A 17,882-nucleotide genomic window follows, 5' to 3' on the forward strand; every position below is an offset into this window, starting at 1 on the left:
GGAAACGCCTATCATACCGACCAGTTCGGACATTGTTGTCCGAAGGCGTCCGCGTGTTTGCTCAGTGCCCCTTGTAGATCGATTCGATCTGCTCGGCGAAACGGTCCGAGACGACGTTTCTCTTGATCTTGAGAGTGGCTGTGAGCTCACCGGATTCCTCGGTGAGATCGCGTGGGAGAACCGCGAACCGCTTGATCGCCTCCGCGTGCGACACAGTCGTGTTGGCGTCGTCGACCACCGCCTGCAGGGCACTCCGGAGATCGGAGTCGTCCGCGAGCTCCGCCACGGTGGCCGACGCGGGCTTGCCGTTCGACACCTTCCAGTTCTCGAACGGCTCGGGATCGAGGGTGAGCAGTGCCCCGATGAACGGCCTGCCGTCCCCCACCACCACGGCCTGTGAGATCAGCACGTTCGAGCGGAGCCGATCCTCGAGCGGACCCGGCGAGACGTTCTTCCCGCCTGCCGTCACCAGCAGGTCCTTCTTCCGTCCGGTGAGAATCAGGTAGCCGTCGTCGTCGAGTTCACCGAGATCCCCCGTCCGCATCCAGGCGTGGTCGAAGACATCCGCCGTCGCCTGCTCGTTGCGCCAGTAGCCGCCGAAGACGACACCGCCCGCGAGCTCGATCTCGCCGTCCGGCGCGATCCGCACCGAGTTACCGCTCATCGGGCGGCCCACCGTGCCGATCTTCTGCTCACCCGGCACGTTGACACAGTGCGCCGCCGTCGATTCGGTGAGGCCGTATCCCTCGAAGATGGGAATGCCCGCACCGCGGAAGAAGTGCCCGAGCCGCGGCATCAGCGCCCCACCACCCGAGATCGCCCACCAGCACTCGTTTCCCATTGCGGCGCGTAGCTTCCGGAAGACCAGGCGATCGGCGAGCGCGTGGCGCGCCTTCAGGAGGAACGACGGGCCACCGGTGTCGAGGGATTCGCTGTACTCGATCGCGGTGGACTCCGCGAAAGCGAAGGCCGCCCGCGGAATCGGGCCGCCCTTGGCCGCGGAGTGCGCCGCACTGTCCCGCACCTTCTCGAATACCCTTGGCACGCCCAGGATCACGTTGGGACGGAACCTCTGGAACTGCTCGGCGACGGTACCGAAGTTCGACCAGTGCGCCTGGATGCCACCGGCCTCGAACATCGCCAGCGACACCGCCCGCGCGAGGACGTGCGCGAGGGGAAGGAAGGTGAGCATGCGATTCCCCGGACGCGCCACCTCACCGATCGACGCGACGAGGATCCCCCGCACCTCGGACAGGAAGTTACGGTGCGTGAGGATGCACCCCTTGGGCCGGCCGGTAGTTCCCGAGGTGTAGACGAGCGAGGCGAGATCGTCGGCGCTCACCCCGGCGATGCGCTGCTGCACGACGTCGTCGGCGAGGCCGGCGCCCTCGGCGATCAGTTTCTCGACCGCCCGATCCTCGATCTGCAGGACGCGGGCGAGGCCCGGTCCCGCGCCCGCAAACCCCGCGGCATGATGATCCCGCTCGACGATCGCCAGGACCGCTCCGGAATCCTCCACGATCCACCCGATCTGCTCGGGCGACGAGGAGTCGTAGATCGGCACGGACACCGCTCCGGCGGCCCAGATCGCGAAGTCGAACAGGGTCCACTCGAACCGGGTCGCCGAGAGCAACACGACACGATCGCCCGGCTGTACACCGGCCGCCACCAGTCCCTTCGCGACACCGGTGACGAGGTCCGCGAATTCGGTTGCGGTGACGTCGACCCAGTCGTCGCCGATCGGCCGGGAGAACAGCACGCGCTGGGGGCTGCGGCGCGCGTGCTCGTACACGGTGTGGACGATCGATTCGCCTGCTGCGATGGTGAATCGGGCTTCGGTGCCGTACTCACGCATGTGCGTCATCTCCATCTCGGTCCAAGTCCTCGACAGTGTCCGCCGGCCCCCGCGCGGTGCGGAACCGACGCAGGATGCTCGCGAACTGGGAAATCTCGGTGGGCGACCAGCCGTCGACCCGCGCGCGAACCTCGTCCAGACGACGGCGGTCCGCGGCCGCGAGCACCGCGGTGCCCTGATCGGTCAGGTGCAGGGGATAGCCGATCCGGAGCGCGCCGATCTCGGTACGCACCCATCCCGAGTCCAGGCACCCACGCAGCTGTCGCGACACGGTCGAACGGTTGACTCCGAACGCGTCGGAGATGTCGGTGGCGCGACAACCAGGATTGCGGGCGACGAACGAGAGGACCGAATGCTGCGCGAACGACGGTCCACCCTGGGCCTCGCGGCCGCCTGCGACCAGTTCGCGTGCCAACTGGACCAGTTCGGCGTGCACCTCGGCGACCTGGTCGAGCATTCGTTCGTGTTGCACAGTGCAACTGTACCGCCGCCCCTCGTGCCGTGCACCGCCGGTGTACCGGACGTAACGTATAGACCGCTGCCGCGACTAACAATCAGACAGCGTCGCAGCGGCGGCCCTGCGCGCACGAGACCGAAGGAGACGATGTGTCCGTTCAGACCGAATCGTTCGCCGTCCACGCCACCGGGTCGTCCGGACATGCCGACACGGCCACGCTCGACCGGCTCGAGCAGGAGATCGTCGACCTGGACGCCCTGATCCTGGAAGCAGTGCGGCGCCGCAGCGACCTGGCCCGGACCCTCACCCCGGTGGACATGACCACCCCGGCCGGCGATGCCTCGCAGTTCGACGATCTCGGTCCGGACGGGTCCGCATTCGACCGAATGCTGGCACGTCTCGCGACCCCCGGATCACGGTAGAACCTCCCCCGAACACACCTCGAGCCGTCTCCACGCCCGTGACTTCCATCACGCGAGTGGAGACGGCTCGGTCGTCTTCCCCGCAGGTGCCCGACGAACGTCAGCGTCGCCCGTGCAGCGCGTGCGCGGTGATCGCGCTGATCGCCCGCTGCTCGACGACGTCCAGCGAGTCGCCCACGTGGGCGTGCAGCGACGCGAGCGCCCCGGCCAGCTCCCCGTCCAGGATCTGTTCGACGATCCCCAGATGCTCGGTCACCGTCGCGTCGACGCGTTCACGCGTCTGGTAGTCGTACATCCGCACCAGACGAATCTGACTGTTCACCGTCGCGAGTGCCCGCGTCAGCGCCGGGTTACCGGCCGCGGTGGACAGATCGAGGTGGAACTGCTGGTCCAGCTGGACGATGTCGGGTGACGGCTCCGGCGGGTCGGCCTTCAGTTCCAGCCAACGCCGGCGAACCGATTCGAGCAGTGGCCGGTCGAATCGGAGTTCGGCGTTCGCGGATTCCTCCAGGTGGCGGGCTATCCCCCGCAACTCCAGCGTCACCCGCAGCTCGTACAGGTCCCGGATGCTGTCGAGGTCCGGGAACATCGGGTAGTAGCCGTCGTCCCGGCGCGTGACGATGCCGTCCGAGTGCAGCCGGACGAGCGCCTCGCGCAGCGGCGTCCGCGATACCCCGAGCGCCTCACACAGGCGTCCTTCGACCAGGCGCGCGTGCGCGGGAAGCTGCCCGCTCATGATCTGCTCACGCAGTTGCTGGTACACCTTCTCCCCCAGGCCGATGGTGGATGGTCCGGCGGTGGTCATGTCGTGCCTGCCTCTCCGGTCAGTGGATGGATTCGTGGACCATCGCCGCGATGCGGCGTTCGAGATCATTGAACGCCACCGAGGTCACGTCGCGGTCCTCGCCCAGATCGATGTCGACGACGTCGCGGATGTGCCCGGGCACGCCGTGCGAGGCACCACCGGTCATCACCACCACCCGATCCGACAGGTACACGGCCTCCTCGATGCTGTGCGTGACGAAGATGACGGTGGTCCCCTCGGCCCGCTGGATCCGAGCGAGTTCGTGCTGCAGGGTGGTTCGAGTCAGCGCGTCGAGGGCACCGAACGGCTCGTCCATGAGCATGACGGCCGGGTTGTTAGCGAGCACCCGGGCGATCGCCACCCGCTGCTGCATACCGCCCGAGAGCTGGTGCGGGTACTGGCCGGCGAACCGCTCGAGTTGTACGGCACGGATGTACTTGTCCGCCTGAGTGTTCGCCTCCGCTCGGCCGAGGCCACGTTGCCGGGGGCCGTAGGCGACGTTCTCGCGCACCGACATCCACGGGAACAGCCCGTAGTCCTGGAAGACGACGCCGCGATCGGGTCCCGGGCCGGCGACGGGCGTGCCGCCCACCAGGAGCTCTCCCCCGCTGTGCGATTCGAAGCCCGCGAGCATCCGCAGCAGGGTGCTCTTGCCACAGCCGCTGGCGCCCACCAGGCACACGAACTCGCCGGATTCGATGGCGAGGTCGACGCCCGCCAGTGCCTGCACTGCACCGGGGCCTTCGCCGTACTGCTTGGCGAGATCACGGATGACGATGTCGGCGGCCTTCGTCGCGGCGGGACTCGTGCCGGGTTCGGCTACTGCATACGACATGGTGAGGGTCCTTTCGTCGAGAGAATCGTGCTGCGGGTCAGGACAACCCGGGACGTCCGCGGGTCGCGACCCGCAGGAGCCACCCCATGAAGCGGTCGGTGACGAAGCCGGCGAGGCCGATGAAGACCATGCCCGCGATGATCAGATCCGTGCGGCTCATGTCGCGCGCCTGGGTGATCATCGCGCCCAGACCGGTGGAGATACCCACGGTCTCGCCCACGACGAGCACCACCCAGGAGAGGCCGAGCGCGATCCGCAGGCCACTCGTGATGCTCTGCATCGCACTGGGAATCACGATCTTGTAGAGCGTCTTCGCCTTGGGGGTGCCGAGCATGGCTGCCGCCTCGAGCAGTCGGGGCGGAACCTGGGCGACACCGACGGTCGTGTTGAGCAGGATCGGGAAGAACGCGGCGACGAAGATGAGGAAGATCGTGGAGCGGTCGCCGTAGCCGATGATGAGCAGGGTCAGCGGGGCCCACGCGGTGACCGGGATGGGGCGCACCAGGTTCACGGTCGTCTCGAGTGCCCGGCGCACCGGCCCGAAGCGACCCATCAGCACACCGAGCGGGATCGCGAGCGCGGCCGCGAGGAGGAACCCGTTGAGGACCCGCAGGGTGCTGGCGGCGAGGTGGCGCCACAGCGATCCGCTGTAGGCGTCGTCGTGGACGCCGCCGACCGCGACGTCCCACATCCGGCCCGCCACCTCGCCGGGCGGCGGCAGGAATCGCATCTGGATACCGAGCGGGAGCGTCCACCCGAAGCGGACGCCGAGACTCCAGAAGCCGACGAGCAGGGCGAGCGCGGGAAGGCCGTAGAGCACGGCGGCCTTCTTCTTCAGTGTCGATACGTCAGGCATCTGCAGACTCCTTCAGGAACGAATCGTCGACGAACTCCTCGAGGTCGGGCTCCACCGGGATCTGTCCGAGCGCCACCATCTGACGGACCAGAGCGGCCACCTGGCCGCGGTAGTCGGCGGACAGGTCCGATCGCGGCCAGATGTTCGCGATCGCGGTCGCGGCGACGTCGGGGTTCAGACCGAACTCCTCCACCACACCGCGGTGCCACGCGTCGCGATCGCCGGCCATGAACTCGGCCGTCCGGACGTGGGTATCGACGATCGTCTGCACCAGTTCGGGCTTCGCGTCGATCGTGCGCTGCGTCGTGGCCAGGCCGATGTTCACCCGGCCCACCGGCGTGTCGTACGGCGAGACGAGGCTGTGCGCGCCGGCCTCGATCGCGGTGGCCGGGCCGAGCTCCGCGGACGCGAAGGCCGAGATCTGGCCGGTCGCAAGGGCCTTGGCCATGTCCGAGAACGGGAGGTTGACCAACTGGACGTCCCGCGCCGGGTCCAGCCCGAGCCGTGCGAGCGTCAGGCGGAGCAGGATCTCCTGCGAGGAACCGAGCGGGAAGCCGACCTTCTGCCCCCGCAGGTCGTCGACCGACTCGATACCCGGCGCCGCGACGATGCCGGTACCCCCATCGGCGGCCGATGCGACGAGCCGAACATCCTGTCCTGCAGCAGAACCCGAGAGGAACGCCGGAACGCCCGCGACACCGAAGTCGATGGCGCCACTGACCAGTGCGTTCTTGATGTCGGGCGAACTGTCGAACACGACCACGTCGACCGCGGTTCCCTCGGGAACGAATCGTTCGTAGAAGAACGGATGGAACAGGTGGGGCTGCCCCCGCAGGGTCCCGACCTTGACGACATCGGCTCGATCACCACCGCCGGCGGGCCGGGCCGCGAACGTCGAATCGATGTTGCTGCATGCCGTCGTGAACAGCACCGCTATCGCGGCAACGACGACGGCGAACCATCGCAATGGACGAAGGGGCATGGGGGCCTCCTGGGTAGAGATTTTCGAAAGGCACTGCAGCGAACCGGTATACGACGCTGTATCCGCTCATGAATACTGTCGTTCGACGCGATTACGCGGTGTGGTCCGCGTTGTGTTCGCAGTGTTAACGAATCTGCCCGGGAGGCCCCGTTCGCGTTACCTGGACGTCACGCGGGGACACCGGCGAGGAAGGCACGCCAGCCACCGAACTCGGTGATGTCCGCGCCCGCTGCCGCCGCCGCGGGCGTGCAGGTGAACCCGACCGCGTGGGTTCCGTCGGCGAGTGTCATCGCGGTGAGCGCCATCGGCTCCGGCAACGCGGCCAGGAAGGACCCGAGACCGGCCGCCGAGATGCGGTACAGCTCGCCCGGCAGGGACCGGCCCACGCCACCCTCGGCCACCCGCACCAGACCCGGCTTGGGCGGCACGGAGTCCAGGCGCACCATGAGGTAGTCGCCGGTGGTGTCGACGGCCCGCACGAACCGCGCTCCCAGCGTCTCCAGCTGGTGGTGCAGCGGCTGTCCACGCAGGTGTGCGCCGAACACCGCCAGCAGAATGCCCTCCTCGGGAGCGACGACGGCCGTGTCACTCGCCACGAACCGCGCAGCCACGTCGAGCGCGACCTGGTCGCCGAACGCCGGCGTCACGGTCATCACGCCGAAGGACTCGTGCGGTTCGCCGGTCGCCGGCACCGCGACGGAGGCCAGGTCCAGCAGGTTGCAGAAGTTGGTGAAAATACCGAGCCGACGATTGATCTCGACCGGATCGGCGAGCACGTCGTCGATGAGTGGATGCTCGGTCGTCGTCGGCAGCAGCAGGGCGTCCAGATCGGCGAACAGGCCGGCGGCGTAGTGCTTCGCGGCCACGAGAACACCGGCGTCTCGCACGAACTCGTGAGCCGACGGCTCGGCCGAGCGCCGGACGATCGCGGCCACCGTCGGATCCAGCGCCGCATCGGGGTTCGCGACGACGAACTCCCCTACCGCATCGAATCTTTCGGCGACGAGGGCGCCGTCGTAGAGCAGGCGCGCGGCCGCGAGCAACGGAGCGATGTCCACCCGGACGATGTCGAGGCCGGCGTCCTCCGCCCGCGCCACGGCGGCCGCGAAACTGCGCCGGTAGCTCTCCGAGAGCACGTCCAGTTGCGCCTCGATCGGGACACCGACCCGGGCACGCTGCGGCGCCGCCAGCGCGACATCAGCCGGCCACGACCGGCTGCGGGGATCGGCAGCGTCGGGGCCGATCATGATCGACATCGCCAGTCCGGCGAGGCCGACCGTGGGTGCCAGAACAGTGACGCAGTCGAAGTCCGCGCATGCCGGCACGACGCCGCGCGTCGGCACCAGGCCGAGCGTGGGCTTGATACCTACGACACCGTTGAACGCTGCCGGAACCCGCCCCGAGCCCGCGGTATCGGTGCCGAGCGCGAAATCGACGAGGCCCAGGCCCACCGCCGCACCGGATCCCGAACTCGACCCTCCGGACACCCGATCGGGATGCGTGGCAGATCGAACGACGCCGTACGGGCTGCGGGTGCCGACGAGCCCCGTCGCGAACTGGTCCAGGTTCGTCTTGCCGACAAGGACCGCGCCGGCGGCGACGAGCCGATCCACCGCCGGTGACGACGCATCGGCGACGTACGCGAACTCGGGGCAGGCCGCCGTGGTCGGCAGTCCGGCCACGTCGATGTTGTCCTTGACGGCGAACACCGTGCCCGCGAGGGGCAGCGATTCACCGGCCGCGACTCGACGCTCCACGTCGGCGGCGTCGGAGAGGACGTCCGGCTCGGGCCGCACGTGGATCCACACCTCGGGACGGGCACTCTCGGCGATGCGTGCGAAAGCCGCCCGCACGCGTTCGGTGGGGGTGCTGGCGTCGAATGTCGTCATCGGTGGCCGCTTTCTCGCACGGGCCGCACAACCGGCCCAACCATGTATACGTCGCTGTATACGCTAGGTGAGCTGCTGTTACATCCGCGCTACACGGAGTGACGATCACGTGTCCGATCGCGCTCCGCCCGGTCGACCGTTCGGCGAGCCGATCTGCAGGGGCACTGCCCGCGTGCGATATTCACTGGAATCGATCCGACGTCTTCCAGGAGTGTTCGCGATGCCCCGAAATCCCGTCCTGATCCGCACGCTCGGCATCGTCGGCATCGCCGCCGTGCTCACCACCGCGGCCTGCGGCAGCGACGAGAGCGGCGCCGCCGAACCGTCGCCCGGCCCGACGACGTCCGTCACCGCTGCGGCGGCGGCCGCCACGACGAAGGCCGCGGCAGCATCGACCCCGATGACCGCGGCCGGGGCGACGACGGCGCAGCAGCAGGCCGGTTGCGTCGTCAGCGAACTGCGCCTGACCCTCGGACAGGCCCAGGGCGCCGCCGGGTCGACCGAACTCCCCCTCGTCTTCACCAATGTCAGCGGGCGAACCTGCGTGCTCGACGGCTTCCCCGGCGTCTCCTACGTGCAGGGCGGCGCGGACGGTGCCCAGGTGGGTGCGGCCGCGACCCGCTCCGGAGCGTCCACCGGAGCGGTCACGCTCACCCCCGGCTCGACCGCGACCGCGATGGTGCGCGCGGCGGAAGTGCAGAACTACCCGGCGGACACGTGTGCACCCACCCCGGTCGCCGGTCTGCGCGTGTACCCGCCGAACGACACCGGGTCGATCTTCGTCCCGTACGCGACCACCGGGTGCTCGAAGACAGGCGACGGCCTGAACCAACTGTCGGTCCAGGCCGTCACCGGCTGATCAGGTCTCGTCAGGAGAGACCGAGCGCCTTCGCGAGCGTCGGCCAGGCCTTGGGCAACTGGACGCGCCAGTAGTCCCATTCGTGGACACCCGCGCCCGCGTAGTCGACCGTGACCGGAATGTCGAGCTGCTTCAGGCGGGACTCGAAGATGTGGGTACAGACGTTGGCACTCGCCTCGATCGTCCCGCCGAGCACGAGACGCCGCATGTTGTCGGTCCCCTCCTCGAACTTGCCGGGCAGCCCGTTGGACACCGACAGGTAGATCGGCTTGCCACGCAGTTGCTCGGCGTTGCGGACCGAGTCGTGCGCGCGCCACTCGGGGCCCTGCGGATCCGACCACATGTTGGTGGGGTCGCCGCCCTGTGAGGTGATCGTCGTCTGCAGGACGAGGCGGCCGAGCGCGTCGTCGGTGGAATAGCACCCGCTGAATGCCGCGACACCGCGGTAGAGGTCGGGGTTCCGGTGCGTGAGCATCACCGCCGCCTGCGCGCCCATCGAGTTGCCCGCAATCGCGTTGACCCCGTTGGTCCCGAGCTTCGCATCGATCAGCCCGGGCAGTTCCTGCGTGAGGTAGGTCTCCCACCTGTTGAGACCCAGCTTGGGATCGATCTCGTCCCAGTCCGTGTAGAGACTCGCGCGCCCACCGTTGACCAGGACGACATTGACGTCCTTGTCCGCGAAGAACGCAGGAGCACCACCGAGTCCCGCGTTCATCCACCCGCTGTTGTTGTTGCGTGCGCTCACACCATCGAGCATGTAGAGCGTCGGGCGGGGCACCGATCGGTCCGCAGGCAGGAGCACCTGCACCGTCACCTCACGGCGCAGCGCCGGGGACGCGACAGTCAGCTGGACAGCCTGCGCCGACAGAGACTTCTCCCCGACGATCTTCGGGGTCACGATGTCGTCCCGCAGCACGGGCGGCGGCCCCGGATCCTCCTGGAGTGCCTCCGGGATCGACGAACCCGCCCCCACACTGCCGGCGCCGGAACTTCCGGCCAGGCTGCCCAGGCTGCCCAGGCTTCCGGAATCGAGGCTCCCCTGCGCCGCTGCGGGCGCTGCCGAGAGAACCAGAGCCATCGCCGCGGTACCCAACACCGCCGCCGAGCCGGCCCGACCTCCCCGCCGCCGTCGAACGCCGTTCCTGCCGTCCTGATCGCGAACGACCCTCATTACATACCTCCCAGTATTCGAACTCGATCCGGGACAGTAGGCGAACGCTCGGACAAACCGACATTCGGCTCCAATCCGTCACGACCGCCTGCCCCGGACCGCCGCTTCGATTTCCACTCGACGGGCGCGATACCGTATTGCTGTGTCCGAGTTCTCGAACAGATCTGCTGGCAGCGACTTCGATCGCGCGCTCGACGACGCTTGGGCTTCGTTCCGGTCAGGCCTCGCCGACCGCATCGCTGCAGCGTCCGTCGACGACCAGTTGATTCTCGAGACCACATCCGAGACCGACGACGCCGACGGCCGCACGCCCTTCGTGCAGTGCCGGGTGGCGGCGTCGTCCGACGGCCCTGTCGTCCGTTGCGAGATACCCACGGATCTGCAACTGCCGCCGCGACGACGGCTGACCGGCGCCGACCGCGCGCACCTGCGGTCCCAGGGGTGGATCGAACCTGATCCGGCCGAGCCGCCGCTGCAGTTCGAGGACTTCGATATCGGCGACGAGCCCGCGCTCCTCGTCGAGAAGACGTCTCGGTGGGCGGATCAGCTCGCGGCGATGATCGTCGCCGTCTTCCGGGAGACCTGGGACGTCCCGCACCCGAGCTTCCTCGCGCTGCATCACCTCGGTGAGGAAGCCGAACCCGTGCCCGGACAGACGCCCGACGCGACCCCGCGTCCCACGCCCCTCGACCGGCACCTGGCGATCCGGCCGCGGGACACGGAGCACCTGCGCGAGGTAATCGCGCAGACCGTCACCGACATCCTCGGCCACGCTCCCGAACGCGATCAGGACGGCGACATCGTGCTCCGGTTCGGCGCCGCCCTCGCGCTGGTGATCGCGAACGAGGCCGCGCCCGAGATCCAGCTGTGGGCGCCCCTGGTGCGCGACATCAGCGGGCGCACCCGCGCCGCGGAACTCGTCACCGACCTCAACCGCCGGTGGCCGTACCTGCGCTTCGCGCTGTACGAGGACCGGCTCCGGGTGATGATCGACATGCTCGCCGACCCGTTCGTGCCGCAGCATCTGGCAGACATGGTCGAGCACCTCGGCGACTTCCTGAACGGGGTCGACGAAGAGTTCGCGTCGCACTTCGGAGGCGTCCTGCATTTCCCGGCGACGCCTCCCGTCACCGTCGGCGACGCCCCGCCGGCCCCGACCGAGACGCCCGCCGAGGTGCCGGATCCACGTCGAGAAGAACTGCCGGACAACAAGTCCGAGCGTCCCCACCCCGTCGAGGAGCCCATCCAGCCGTCACTGTTCGACGACCTCGACGACCAGTAGCGTCACCCGCCGTCAGCAGGGGTTCGGTTCACCGATCTTCACGACGGACAGCACGGCATCGCCCTCACCGATCAGCGCACCCACGGCCGGGGTCTGTCCGACGACGATCCAGTTCGAGTCGACGACCTGATTGCGCCCCTTGCCCGACGCATCCGCGCTGCGCGAGAAGAAGACTCCGTTCTCCTGGATGAGGTCCTGCGCGTCCTGGAGATTCATGCACATCACGTTCGGCATGGGCACGAGCGTCGGGGCAGAGGCCGGTGCCGGGGACGGGGACGGGGACGGGGAAGCAGCGGGAACCGTCGCGGACGGGAGCGCCACCGCACTCGACGCGGGCGGTGCATACGTGGCCGCCGGTGCGACGGTCACGGTCGACGTCGTTGCGGGCGCCGCAGCGCTCGCATCCTCGGACGACCCACAAGCCGTCAGGGATCCGGCAACAGCCACGCCGATCCCCAGCACGACCGCCACCCCCGCGCTCCTGTTTCCGCGCACGACACGAACACCTGACGTCTTCATCGAAGCTCCCCCGGATCCGGCCACCGATCGGGTGGCGCGTTTTGGTCAACGGCCGAAGTTATACAGCAAGGTCCTGGGCGCGCGTTGCGATACCCCGAACAAACCAACCGAAAGGTTCTACGGTAGACAGTCCTGTCACATCATCACGAGGTCGCGCACTCCCGCGGCATCTTCCACGAATCGAGTTCCCATGCGTCTTCGCACGCTCACACTGTCTCTCGTCGGCTGCGCTGCGGTTTCCGTCGCTGCGCCGGCGATCGCGTCGGCATCGACCGTTCACGACTTCCTACCGCCCGCAGTCGCCAATGCAATTCCACAGTTCGTCGCGGATGCTGTTCAGCCCCTGCTTCCGCCCGCTCCAGGAACGGTCATGCGGCCCGGAACAATTCAGGATTTCCTGCCCCGCGAGATCGTCGGCCTGATCCCCACGGGATCCGCCGACGCACTCGGTTCGATGCTTCCTCCGGTCGCCGCACCGCCACTCGCGCCTCCGGCTCCGGCGGCCGCTCCCGCCCCGGCGCCCGCGCCTGCTCCTGCTCCTGCTCCGCAGGCAGCCCCCGCACCGCAGGCTCCTCGCCCGCAGTCCGGGTACAAGAACTGCACCGAGGCGCGCAACGCCGGCGTCACGCCGATCTACCGCGGCCAGGCCGGTTACGCCCCGCACCTCGATCGCGACAACGACGGAATCGCCTGCGAGTAGCACCGCTCGTCCCGCGCCCGAACTGACCCGCCGCGCCCTCGATTGCGCGTGCGGGAGACCACTTCGGGTGCGGGACGGAGCCCGACCTGTCAGGCGTCGGTCGTGGTCGGGGTGATCACGATGTTGATCGGCCGCTCCTCGGGATGGTCGCCGCGGAGCAGTTCGATCCCGTACTCGAGGCGATCGAAGCCCAGCACATGGGTGCGCATGCGGCTGAGCGGGAATCGGCCGGACGCGACGATGCTCGCTGCCTGCTGATACGACTGGACGCTGGACCCGCCGCACCCGATCAACCGGATGTTCTTGAGCGTCAGCAGGTCGATCGGGAAGTTCTCGATCGGCCGGGTCTTCAGCCCCGCCGACACCACCGTGCCGCCGGTCCGGACGATGTCGAGCGCGTCGAGGATCGGGCCGGTCGCGTGCGGCGACGTGTCGAGCACGACGTCGAATCCGCGTCCGCCGGTCGTCTGGTGCGCCGCCTCCCGCAGGTCCTCGGTCTCGACGTCGACCACCACGTCGGCACCGAATTCCTTTGCGAGATCGAGCTTGTGCCGGTCCCGCGACAGTCCGGTCGCGAGGATCGTGTCGGCGCCGGCCGCCTTCGCGGCGACGACCGCGGCGAGCCCACGCTGACCGCAGCCCAGGATCGCGATGGTCGTCCCGATCGTCGTGCCGGGTGTCGTCACCGCCCAGTCGATCGCGGCCGCCAACGGATTCCACAGCGTGGCGTCGAGCGGGTCGGTGCTTGCCGGGAACGGGTGCAGGATCGCGTTCGGGTGGATGTAGACGTGCGTCGAGTACCCACCCCACAGCGCGGGCGCGTGCCGAGTCGGGATGTACCCGTATGCATTCGGGCGGAACGGCCACCCGGAACAGCGGATGGTCGAACCCTCACGGCACGCGTCGCACCGACCGCACCCGAGGAAGGGATTGACGGCGACCCGGTCGCCGACCCGTACGCCGTCCGACCGCGGGCCACCGGCGATCTCCTCGATGATGCCGACGATCTCGTGACCGTTGATCCGCGGGAACGGCGACACCCCCGGCTCGTAGGCCGAGTGCTTCACCTCCCACGAATCGATGTCGCTGGCGCACAGCCCGTTCGCCTCCACCCGGAGCAGCGCGGCGCCGGGTTCGAGGACCGGAATCGGGAACTCCTCGAACCGCACCTCGCGCGGCCCGGTCTGTACCAGTGCGGTTGCCGTCAACGGCGTGGTTGCCATACTCAGCTCTCCTCCACGAATGCGCGGGACGCCTCGGCGGCCGCGATGCGCCTGCGCACCAGATCGATCGCCGCGGCCGAGGCCCCGGCCTGCTCCAGGTACGCCAACTCGGCGGTGGCCTGCGCGACGACCGCGTCGAGGCGTTCCACCGCGAGGTCGCGGGTGAGCAGATCCTGCTCGACCCAGTCGTCCGCCTCGATCCGCTCCTCCGCCGTCATCGGGGTGATCGGCGGCTGCTGCCAGCCGAACGGATCGGACGACGTCACGCCCCGGCCCCGTCGTCGTGGAAGTTGAACAGCCGACGCGCGTTGGTCTCGACGATCTTGACGACCTCGTCGTCCGGCACGTCCTGGAAGCGGAACTCGGCGTGCTTGCGGCTGTTGGGCCAGTACGAGTCCGAGTGCGGGTAGTCGCATTCCCACGTGATGTTGTCGATGCCGACCACGTGCCGGTTCTTGAGGCCGAAGTCGTCGTCGATGAAGCAGCCGTACATGTTCTGGAACCACAGCGTCGACGGCACCACGTCCTGAACCACGTTCTGGTAGTGCCGATGGCGCTCCCACACCGCGTCGATGCGCTCGAGCATGTACGGGACCCAGCCGATGTTGCCCTCGGACAGCGCGACCTTGAGGCCCGGGAACTTGTGGAACACCGGCGAGAACAGCAGGTGCGAGGTCGACGACATCATGTTGGTCGCGTACAGCGAGATGGTCACCGCGTACGGGGCCTCCTCCGCGGTCGCCGGCGGACGACCCGAGGAGCCGAAGTGCATGCACAGCGGCATGCCGGTCTCCTGGGCGGCGGCGAAGACCGGATCCCAGTGGGCGGTGTAGTACGACGGCAGGCCGAGCGGGACCGGGTCCTCCGGGAACGTGATGCCCTTGGCGCCCTTCGCCGCGGTGCGGTGGATCTCCTTGACGCATTCCGCGATGTCCCACAGCGGCAGGATGATCACCGGGATGAACCGGTCCGGCGCGGCGGCGCACCACTCGTCGAGGACGTAGTCGTTGTAGGCCTTGACGCTCAGCAGCGCCAACTCCATGTCCGTGCTCTCGACGGTGAACAGGGCGCCGGCGAAACGCGGGAACGACGGGAAGCAGGTCTGTGCCCACACGCCGTCGAGGTCCATGTCGGCCAGGCGCGCCTTGGGGTCGTAGCAGCCCGGGATCATGTCGGAGTAGCGCACCGGCTCCATTCCGAAGTCCTCGGGATTCTTGCCGGCCACCGCGTTGAGCCCGATCGCGGGGAAGCGCTTGCCCTGGTAGTTCCAGACCTGCATGGGCGCGCCGCCCGACGGGGACGGCTCCTCGACGATGCGGGGGCCGGCGTCGAGGAACTTGGTCGGCAGCCGGTCGGCCCACACGGTGGGGTGTTCGATGAGGTGGTCGTCGACCGAGACGAGCTTCATCCAAGGCTGGAGTGGCATTGGTGTGCCTCCTGTAGAAGTCTGTAACAAACGATTGTTGCACTAGCGAAGGACGGATGTCCGCGAAATCGTGTGCGGAGTCCAGGGCGTCAGATGACGGCGGAGAGATACCCCGGTCGGATCCGCGTCTTGTCGATGTCGTCGGGCTGCCAGCCCGGAACGAGCGCGGTGCCGTCGAGGGTGCGGACCGGTCGATCCAACTCGACGAGCAACCCGAGGTTCCGGGTGATCTTCCCGGTCAGCGTCTTCGGGTCTCCCGTGCAGAGCGCCAACGCGGCCTCGGCGATGGTCTCCTCCGGTTCGGAGTTGCCGGTGGTGACACCGGGCACGGTGAGCGCGTTCTCGGTGGCGATCGAGTACTCCGGCGCCAGCGTGTTGACCGCGATGTTGTCGTCGTACAGGTCCATCGCGGCGCCCGTCGTGATCCGGTCGATCATGGCCTTGGTGCCGCCGTACAGGCAGGCACCGAACGTCGAGTTCGGAGCGAACGGCGGACCCTTGCGCGGCCCCGCCTGGGTCGACGAGATGCTCAGGATCCATCCGGCGCCCCGCTGCCGCATGCCGGGCACCGCTGCTGTCGCAAGGTCCCAACCTGCCCAGACGTTCGTCTCCACCGAGTCGTAGAAGGACTCCCGGGTCATCGCGCCGTACAGCTGGTCGAAGTGCCGGCCGGCGGCGGCATTGTTGACGAGGATGTCGACCGGCGCGCCGAACACCGACTCGGCGTGGGCGATCACCGAGGCGCGGTCGGCGGTCGGGTCACCGAGGTCGAACACCATGGCATCTGCGGTGCCGCCGTCGGCGCGGATCTGCGCGACGGTCTCCTCGAGCGAGCCCTGCAGGCGGCCGTCGCCGGCCCGCATCGAACGCGACACGGCGAGCACGTGGATGCCGTCGGCGGCGAACCGCCGGGCGATGGCCCGGCCGATGCCACGGCTGGCACCGGTCACGACGGCGACGTGCGGAGTCGTGTTGTCGCTCATGCGTTCACCTCATCGAGGGCCGGGGCGAAGTACGGCAGCACGACGCCGTGCTCGATCTCGTGGAACTCGACGGCGACGGGCAGTCCGATCCGGACGTCGGCCGGTGTGCAGCCGACGATGTTCGACACCATGTGGTAGCCCTCGTCGAGTTCGACGATGACCACGACGTAGGGGCTGGTGAACGCCGGCGTCTGGGGCCTGGTCACCTCGGTGTAGCTGTAGACGGTGCCCCGCCCGGCGCTCACCTGCCAGTCGAGAGTGTCCGTCCCACACCCGCGGCACAGCTTGTTCGGGTCGAACTCGGCGCGTTCGCACGCGGTGCAGCGCTGGTAGCGAAGTTCCCCGACGACACACCCGTCCCAGAACGGCTGCGACAGCACGGTCGGCTCGGGCAGCGGGATCCCTGCCTGCTGCGGCGCCAGCACGGTGGCAATGGTGTTCTCGCTCATGGTCGCTCACTTCCCAATAGCAAAACGTCGGTGAAGAAGGCACCCGCTCCGCCGTTGCTGCACAGCACCACCTCGGCGTCGTCGACCTGGTTGGTCTTGCAGACGCCCTGAAGCTGGTGCACGCCGCGCGCGATGCGCTGGGTGAGCTGCACGATGCCGCCGCCGTGGCTGTACGACATCAGGCCGCCGTCGGTGGTCATCGGCAGCCGCGGGTCGTCGCCGGTGACGTTCTCGACGACCCACTCGCCGCCCTCCCCGTCGCCGCAGAACCCGAAAGCCTCGAACTGCCGGATGATCTCGAACGAGAAGGGGTCGTACAGCTCGGCCACGTCGACGTCGGACGGCGCCAGCCCGGCCATCGCGAACGACTTGCGCGCTGCACGACGCCCGACGTACCCGTTCGGGATGTCCGACGACCGGCTGCCGAGATCCCAGCTGGGGGCGTGCTGGTAGGACGGGCCCATGTGGTCCAGTCCGCCGCCCAGCACGTACACGGGCTTGCCGGGAAGATCCTTGGCGCGCTCGGCGGTGGTGACGATGAGCGCGCAGCCGCCCTCGGAGGTCATCGCGCAGTCGAGCAGGTGGAACGGATCGGCGATCATGCGTGACGCCAGGATGTCGTCGGCGGTGAACGGACCGCGCCCGTAGTAGATCGCGTCGGGATTGATGTTGCCGTTGTTGCGGATCCGGGCGGCCACCGCCGCCATCTGCTCGGGCGTCGTACCGTGCTGGTGCATGTGCCGACGCGCGATGAGGGCGAACTCCGAGGCGGTGTAGAGACCGAACGGGGCGACGAACTCGTTGGACGGCCGCGTCCACGGCGCGGTGGACTCGCGTTCGGTGTACCGGCCGGCCTCACCGTCGGCCACCAGGACGGTCTCGCACAGTCCCGCCGCCACGACGCTCGCAGCGTGCAGGACACCGGTGATGCCGCCCGGGTTGTTCGCGTTCCACACCGGGCCCAGGCCCAGCGAGTAGATGAGCTGCGGCGCCGTCTTGCTGTACACGCCGTCGATCGTGGTCGGGTCGATGCCGGACTCGGCGATGACGCCCCGCGCCGCCTCGAGACTGATGGTGAAACTGTTGTGGCCCTCCAACACCCGAGCCTGCTCGGTGTTGTAGGCGGCGACGATCGCCACGTCGCGGAAGGGATGTGCACTCACATCGAG

At 68.6% G+C, this 17,882-nt stretch carries 19 protein-coding genes; 4 read left to right on the plus strand and 15 right to left on the minus strand.

Features of this window, described 5'->3' with window-relative positions; all coding sequences use genetic code 11:
• Positions 1-61: 61 nt before the first annotated feature.
• Both LCL87_RS24340 and LCL87_RS24345 read right to left on the minus strand, forming a co-directional pair.
• Positions 62-1,855: an AMP-dependent synthetase/ligase gene (locus LCL87_RS24340; protein ID WP_225024061.1), complete on the minus strand. Its 1,794-nt coding sequence runs from the start codon at positions 1,853-1,855 to the stop codon at positions 62-64.
• Positions 1,848-2,312 (minus strand): MarR family winged helix-turn-helix transcriptional regulator, encoded by a 465-nt coding sequence (locus tag LCL87_RS24345; RefSeq protein ID WP_225024062.1) that lies wholly within the window; start codon positions 2,310-2,312, stop codon positions 1,848-1,850. The genes LCL87_RS24340 and LCL87_RS24345 overlap by 8 nt, the downstream gene beginning before the upstream one ends.
• Before the next feature lie 149 nt (positions 2,313-2,461).
• On the opposite strand from LCL87_RS24345, the gene LCL87_RS24350 reads away from it, so the two are divergent.
• Positions 2,462-2,734 (plus strand): chorismate mutase family protein, encoded by a 273-nt coding sequence (locus LCL87_RS24350; RefSeq protein ID WP_225024027.1) that lies wholly within the window; start codon positions 2,462-2,464, stop codon positions 2,732-2,734.
• A gap of 100 nt (positions 2,735-2,834) precedes the next feature.
• Here LCL87_RS24350 and LCL87_RS24355 read toward each other — a convergent pair whose 3' ends face one another.
• From LCL87_RS24355 to atzF, 5 genes are all read right to left on the minus strand, one after another.
• On the minus strand, positions 2,835-3,539 hold the full coding sequence (locus tag LCL87_RS24355; protein WP_225024028.1) for a GntR family transcriptional regulator: 705 nt from the start codon (positions 3,537-3,539) through the stop codon (positions 2,835-2,837).
• Between the two features lie 19 nt (positions 3,540-3,558).
• A complete protein-coding gene (locus LCL87_RS24360) occupies positions 3,559-4,374 on the minus strand; it encodes an ABC transporter ATP-binding protein (protein WP_225024029.1) in 816 nt (271 codons plus the stop codon).
• Between the two features lie 37 nt (positions 4,375-4,411).
• Positions 4,412-5,230, minus strand: coding sequence for an ABC transporter permease (locus LCL87_RS24365; protein ID WP_225024030.1), 819 nt, complete (start codon positions 5,228-5,230; stop codon positions 4,412-4,414).
• Complete coding sequence (locus tag LCL87_RS24370) at positions 5,223-6,212, minus strand: ABC transporter substrate-binding protein (protein ID WP_225024031.1); 990 nt, start codon at positions 6,210-6,212, stop codon at positions 5,223-5,225. The genes LCL87_RS24365 and LCL87_RS24370 overlap by 8 nt, the downstream gene beginning before the upstream one ends.
• A 167-nt stretch (positions 6,213-6,379) precedes the next feature.
• Positions 6,380-8,101, minus strand: a complete 1,722-nt coding sequence (atzF, locus tag LCL87_RS24375) for an allophanate hydrolase (protein ID WP_225024032.1) — start codon at positions 8,099-8,101, stop codon at positions 6,380-6,382.
• A 220-nt stretch (positions 8,102-8,321) separates the two neighbouring features.
• Here atzF and LCL87_RS24380 point away from each other — a divergent pair, with 220 nt between their 5' ends.
• Positions 8,322-8,960: a DUF4232 domain-containing protein gene (locus LCL87_RS24380; protein WP_225024033.1), complete on the plus strand. Its 639-nt coding sequence runs from the start codon at positions 8,322-8,324 to the stop codon at positions 8,958-8,960.
• 10 nt (positions 8,961-8,970) lie between these two features.
• Here LCL87_RS24380 and LCL87_RS24385 read toward each other — a convergent pair whose 3' ends face one another.
• Complete coding sequence (locus LCL87_RS24385) at positions 8,971-10,038, minus strand: alpha/beta hydrolase (RefSeq protein WP_225024034.1); 1,068 nt, start codon at positions 10,036-10,038, stop codon at positions 8,971-8,973.
• A 235-nt stretch (positions 10,039-10,273) separates the two neighbouring features.
• Here LCL87_RS24385 and LCL87_RS24390 point away from each other — a divergent pair, with 235 nt between their 5' ends.
• Positions 10,274-11,413 (plus strand): T3SS (YopN, CesT) and YbjN peptide-binding chaperone 1, encoded by a 1,140-nt coding sequence (locus LCL87_RS24390; protein WP_225024035.1) that lies wholly within the window; start codon positions 10,274-10,276, stop codon positions 11,411-11,413.
• A 12-nt stretch (positions 11,414-11,425) separates the two neighbouring features.
• Here LCL87_RS24390 and LCL87_RS24395 read toward each other — a convergent pair whose 3' ends face one another.
• Positions 11,426-11,908 carry a PASTA domain-containing protein gene (locus tag LCL87_RS24395; protein WP_225024036.1) on the minus strand — a complete coding sequence of 161 codons (483 nt, stop codon included), beginning with the start codon at positions 11,906-11,908 and terminating at the stop codon, positions 11,426-11,428.
• A gap of 394 nt (positions 11,909-12,302) precedes the next feature.
• Here LCL87_RS24395 and LCL87_RS24400 point away from each other — a divergent pair, with 394 nt between their 5' ends.
• A complete protein-coding gene (locus tag LCL87_RS24400; RefSeq protein WP_225024037.1) occupies positions 12,303-12,632 on the plus strand; it encodes an excalibur calcium-binding domain-containing protein in 330 nt (109 codons plus the stop codon).
• 89 nt (positions 12,633-12,721) lie between these two features.
• On the opposite strand, the gene LCL87_RS24405 is transcribed toward LCL87_RS24400, so the two are convergent.
• The 6 genes from LCL87_RS24405 to LCL87_RS24430 all read right to left on the minus strand — a co-directional run bounded on the left by LCL87_RS24405 (position 12,722) and on the right by LCL87_RS24430 (position 17,876).
• Positions 12,722-13,855: a zinc-dependent alcohol dehydrogenase gene (locus LCL87_RS24405; RefSeq protein WP_225024038.1), complete on the minus strand. Its 1,134-nt coding sequence runs from the start codon at positions 13,853-13,855 to the stop codon at positions 12,722-12,724.
• A 2-nt stretch (positions 13,856-13,857) separates the two neighbouring features.
• Entirely contained in the window at positions 13,858-14,121 is a 264-nt protein-coding gene (locus tag LCL87_RS24410; protein ID WP_225024039.1) for a hypothetical protein, read from the minus strand.
• Positions 14,118-15,281: an amidohydrolase family protein gene (locus LCL87_RS24415; RefSeq protein ID WP_225024040.1), complete on the minus strand. Its 1,164-nt coding sequence runs from the start codon at positions 15,279-15,281 to the stop codon at positions 14,118-14,120. Before LCL87_RS24415 ends, LCL87_RS24410 begins: the two co-directional genes overlap by 4 nt.
• 89 nt (positions 15,282-15,370) lie before the next feature.
• Positions 15,371-16,264, minus strand: a complete 894-nt coding sequence (locus LCL87_RS24420) for an SDR family NAD(P)-dependent oxidoreductase (RefSeq protein ID WP_225024041.1) — start codon at positions 16,262-16,264, stop codon at positions 15,371-15,373.
• Positions 16,261-16,713, minus strand: coding sequence for an OB-fold domain-containing protein (locus LCL87_RS24425; protein ID WP_225024042.1), 453 nt, complete (start codon positions 16,711-16,713; stop codon positions 16,261-16,263). The genes LCL87_RS24420 and LCL87_RS24425 overlap by 4 nt, the downstream gene beginning before the upstream one ends.
• Positions 16,710-17,876, minus strand: a complete 1,167-nt coding sequence (locus tag LCL87_RS24430) for a thiolase family protein (RefSeq protein WP_225024043.1) — start codon at positions 17,874-17,876, stop codon at positions 16,710-16,712. Before LCL87_RS24430 ends, LCL87_RS24425 begins: the two co-directional genes overlap by 4 nt.
• Positions 17,877-17,882: the final 6 nt, after the last annotated feature.

Origin of the sequence: Prescottella equi (assembly GCF_020171745.1) — a bacterium.
GTDB lineage: Bacteria > Actinomycetota > Actinomycetes > Mycobacteriales > Mycobacteriaceae > Prescottella > Prescottella equi_A.

What these genes read in the sequence shown, in the direction of transcription:
- LCL87_RS24420 (WP_225024041.1), bottom strand. Translation starts at nt 16,264, where the DNA reads ATGAGCGACAACACGACTCCGCACGTCGCCGTCGTGACCGGTGCCAGC.
- LCL87_RS24400 (WP_225024037.1), top strand. Translation starts at nt 12,303, where the DNA reads ATGCGGCCCGGAACAATTCAGGATTTCCTGCCCCGCGAGATCGTCGGC.
- LCL87_RS24360 (WP_225024029.1), bottom strand. Translation starts at nt 4,374, where the DNA reads ATGTCGTATGCAGTAGCCGAACCCGGCACGAGTCCCGCCGCGACGAAG.
- LCL87_RS24345 (WP_225024062.1), bottom strand. Translation starts at nt 2,312, where the DNA reads ATGCTCGACCAGGTCGCCGAGGTGCACGCCGAACTGGTCCAGTTGGCA.
- LCL87_RS24415 (WP_225024040.1), bottom strand. Translation starts at nt 15,281, where the DNA reads ATGCCACTCCAGCCTTGGATGAAGCTCGTCTCGGTCGACGACCACCTC.
- LCL87_RS24340 (WP_225024061.1), bottom strand. Translation starts at nt 1,855, where the DNA reads ATGCGTGAGTACGGCACCGAAGCCCGATTCACCATCGCAGCAGGCGAA.
- LCL87_RS24380 (WP_225024033.1), top strand. Translation starts at nt 8,322, where the DNA reads ATGCCCCGAAATCCCGTCCTGATCCGCACGCTCGGCATCGTCGGCATC.
- atzF (WP_225024032.1), bottom strand. Translation starts at nt 8,101, where the DNA reads ATGACGACATTCGACGCCAGCACCCCCACCGAACGCGTGCGGGCGGCT.
- LCL87_RS24370 (WP_225024031.1), bottom strand. Translation starts at nt 6,212, where the DNA reads ATGCCCCTTCGTCCATTGCGATGGTTCGCCGTCGTCGTTGCCGCGATA.
- LCL87_RS24355 (WP_225024028.1), bottom strand. Translation starts at nt 3,539, where the DNA reads ATGACCACCGCCGGACCATCCACCATCGGCCTGGGGGAGAAGGTGTAC.
- LCL87_RS24405 (WP_225024038.1), bottom strand. Translation starts at nt 13,855, where the DNA reads ATGGCAACCACGCCGTTGACGGCAACCGCACTGGTACAGACCGGGCCG.
- LCL87_RS24385 (WP_225024034.1), bottom strand. Translation starts at nt 10,038, where the DNA reads ATGGCTCTGGTTCTCTCGGCAGCGCCCGCAGCGGCGCAGGGGAGCCTC.
- LCL87_RS24425 (WP_225024042.1), bottom strand. Translation starts at nt 16,713, where the DNA reads ATGAGCGAGAACACCATTGCCACCGTGCTGGCGCCGCAGCAGGCAGGG.
- LCL87_RS24365 (WP_225024030.1), bottom strand. Translation starts at nt 5,230, where the DNA reads ATGCCTGACGTATCGACACTGAAGAAGAAGGCCGCCGTGCTCTACGGC.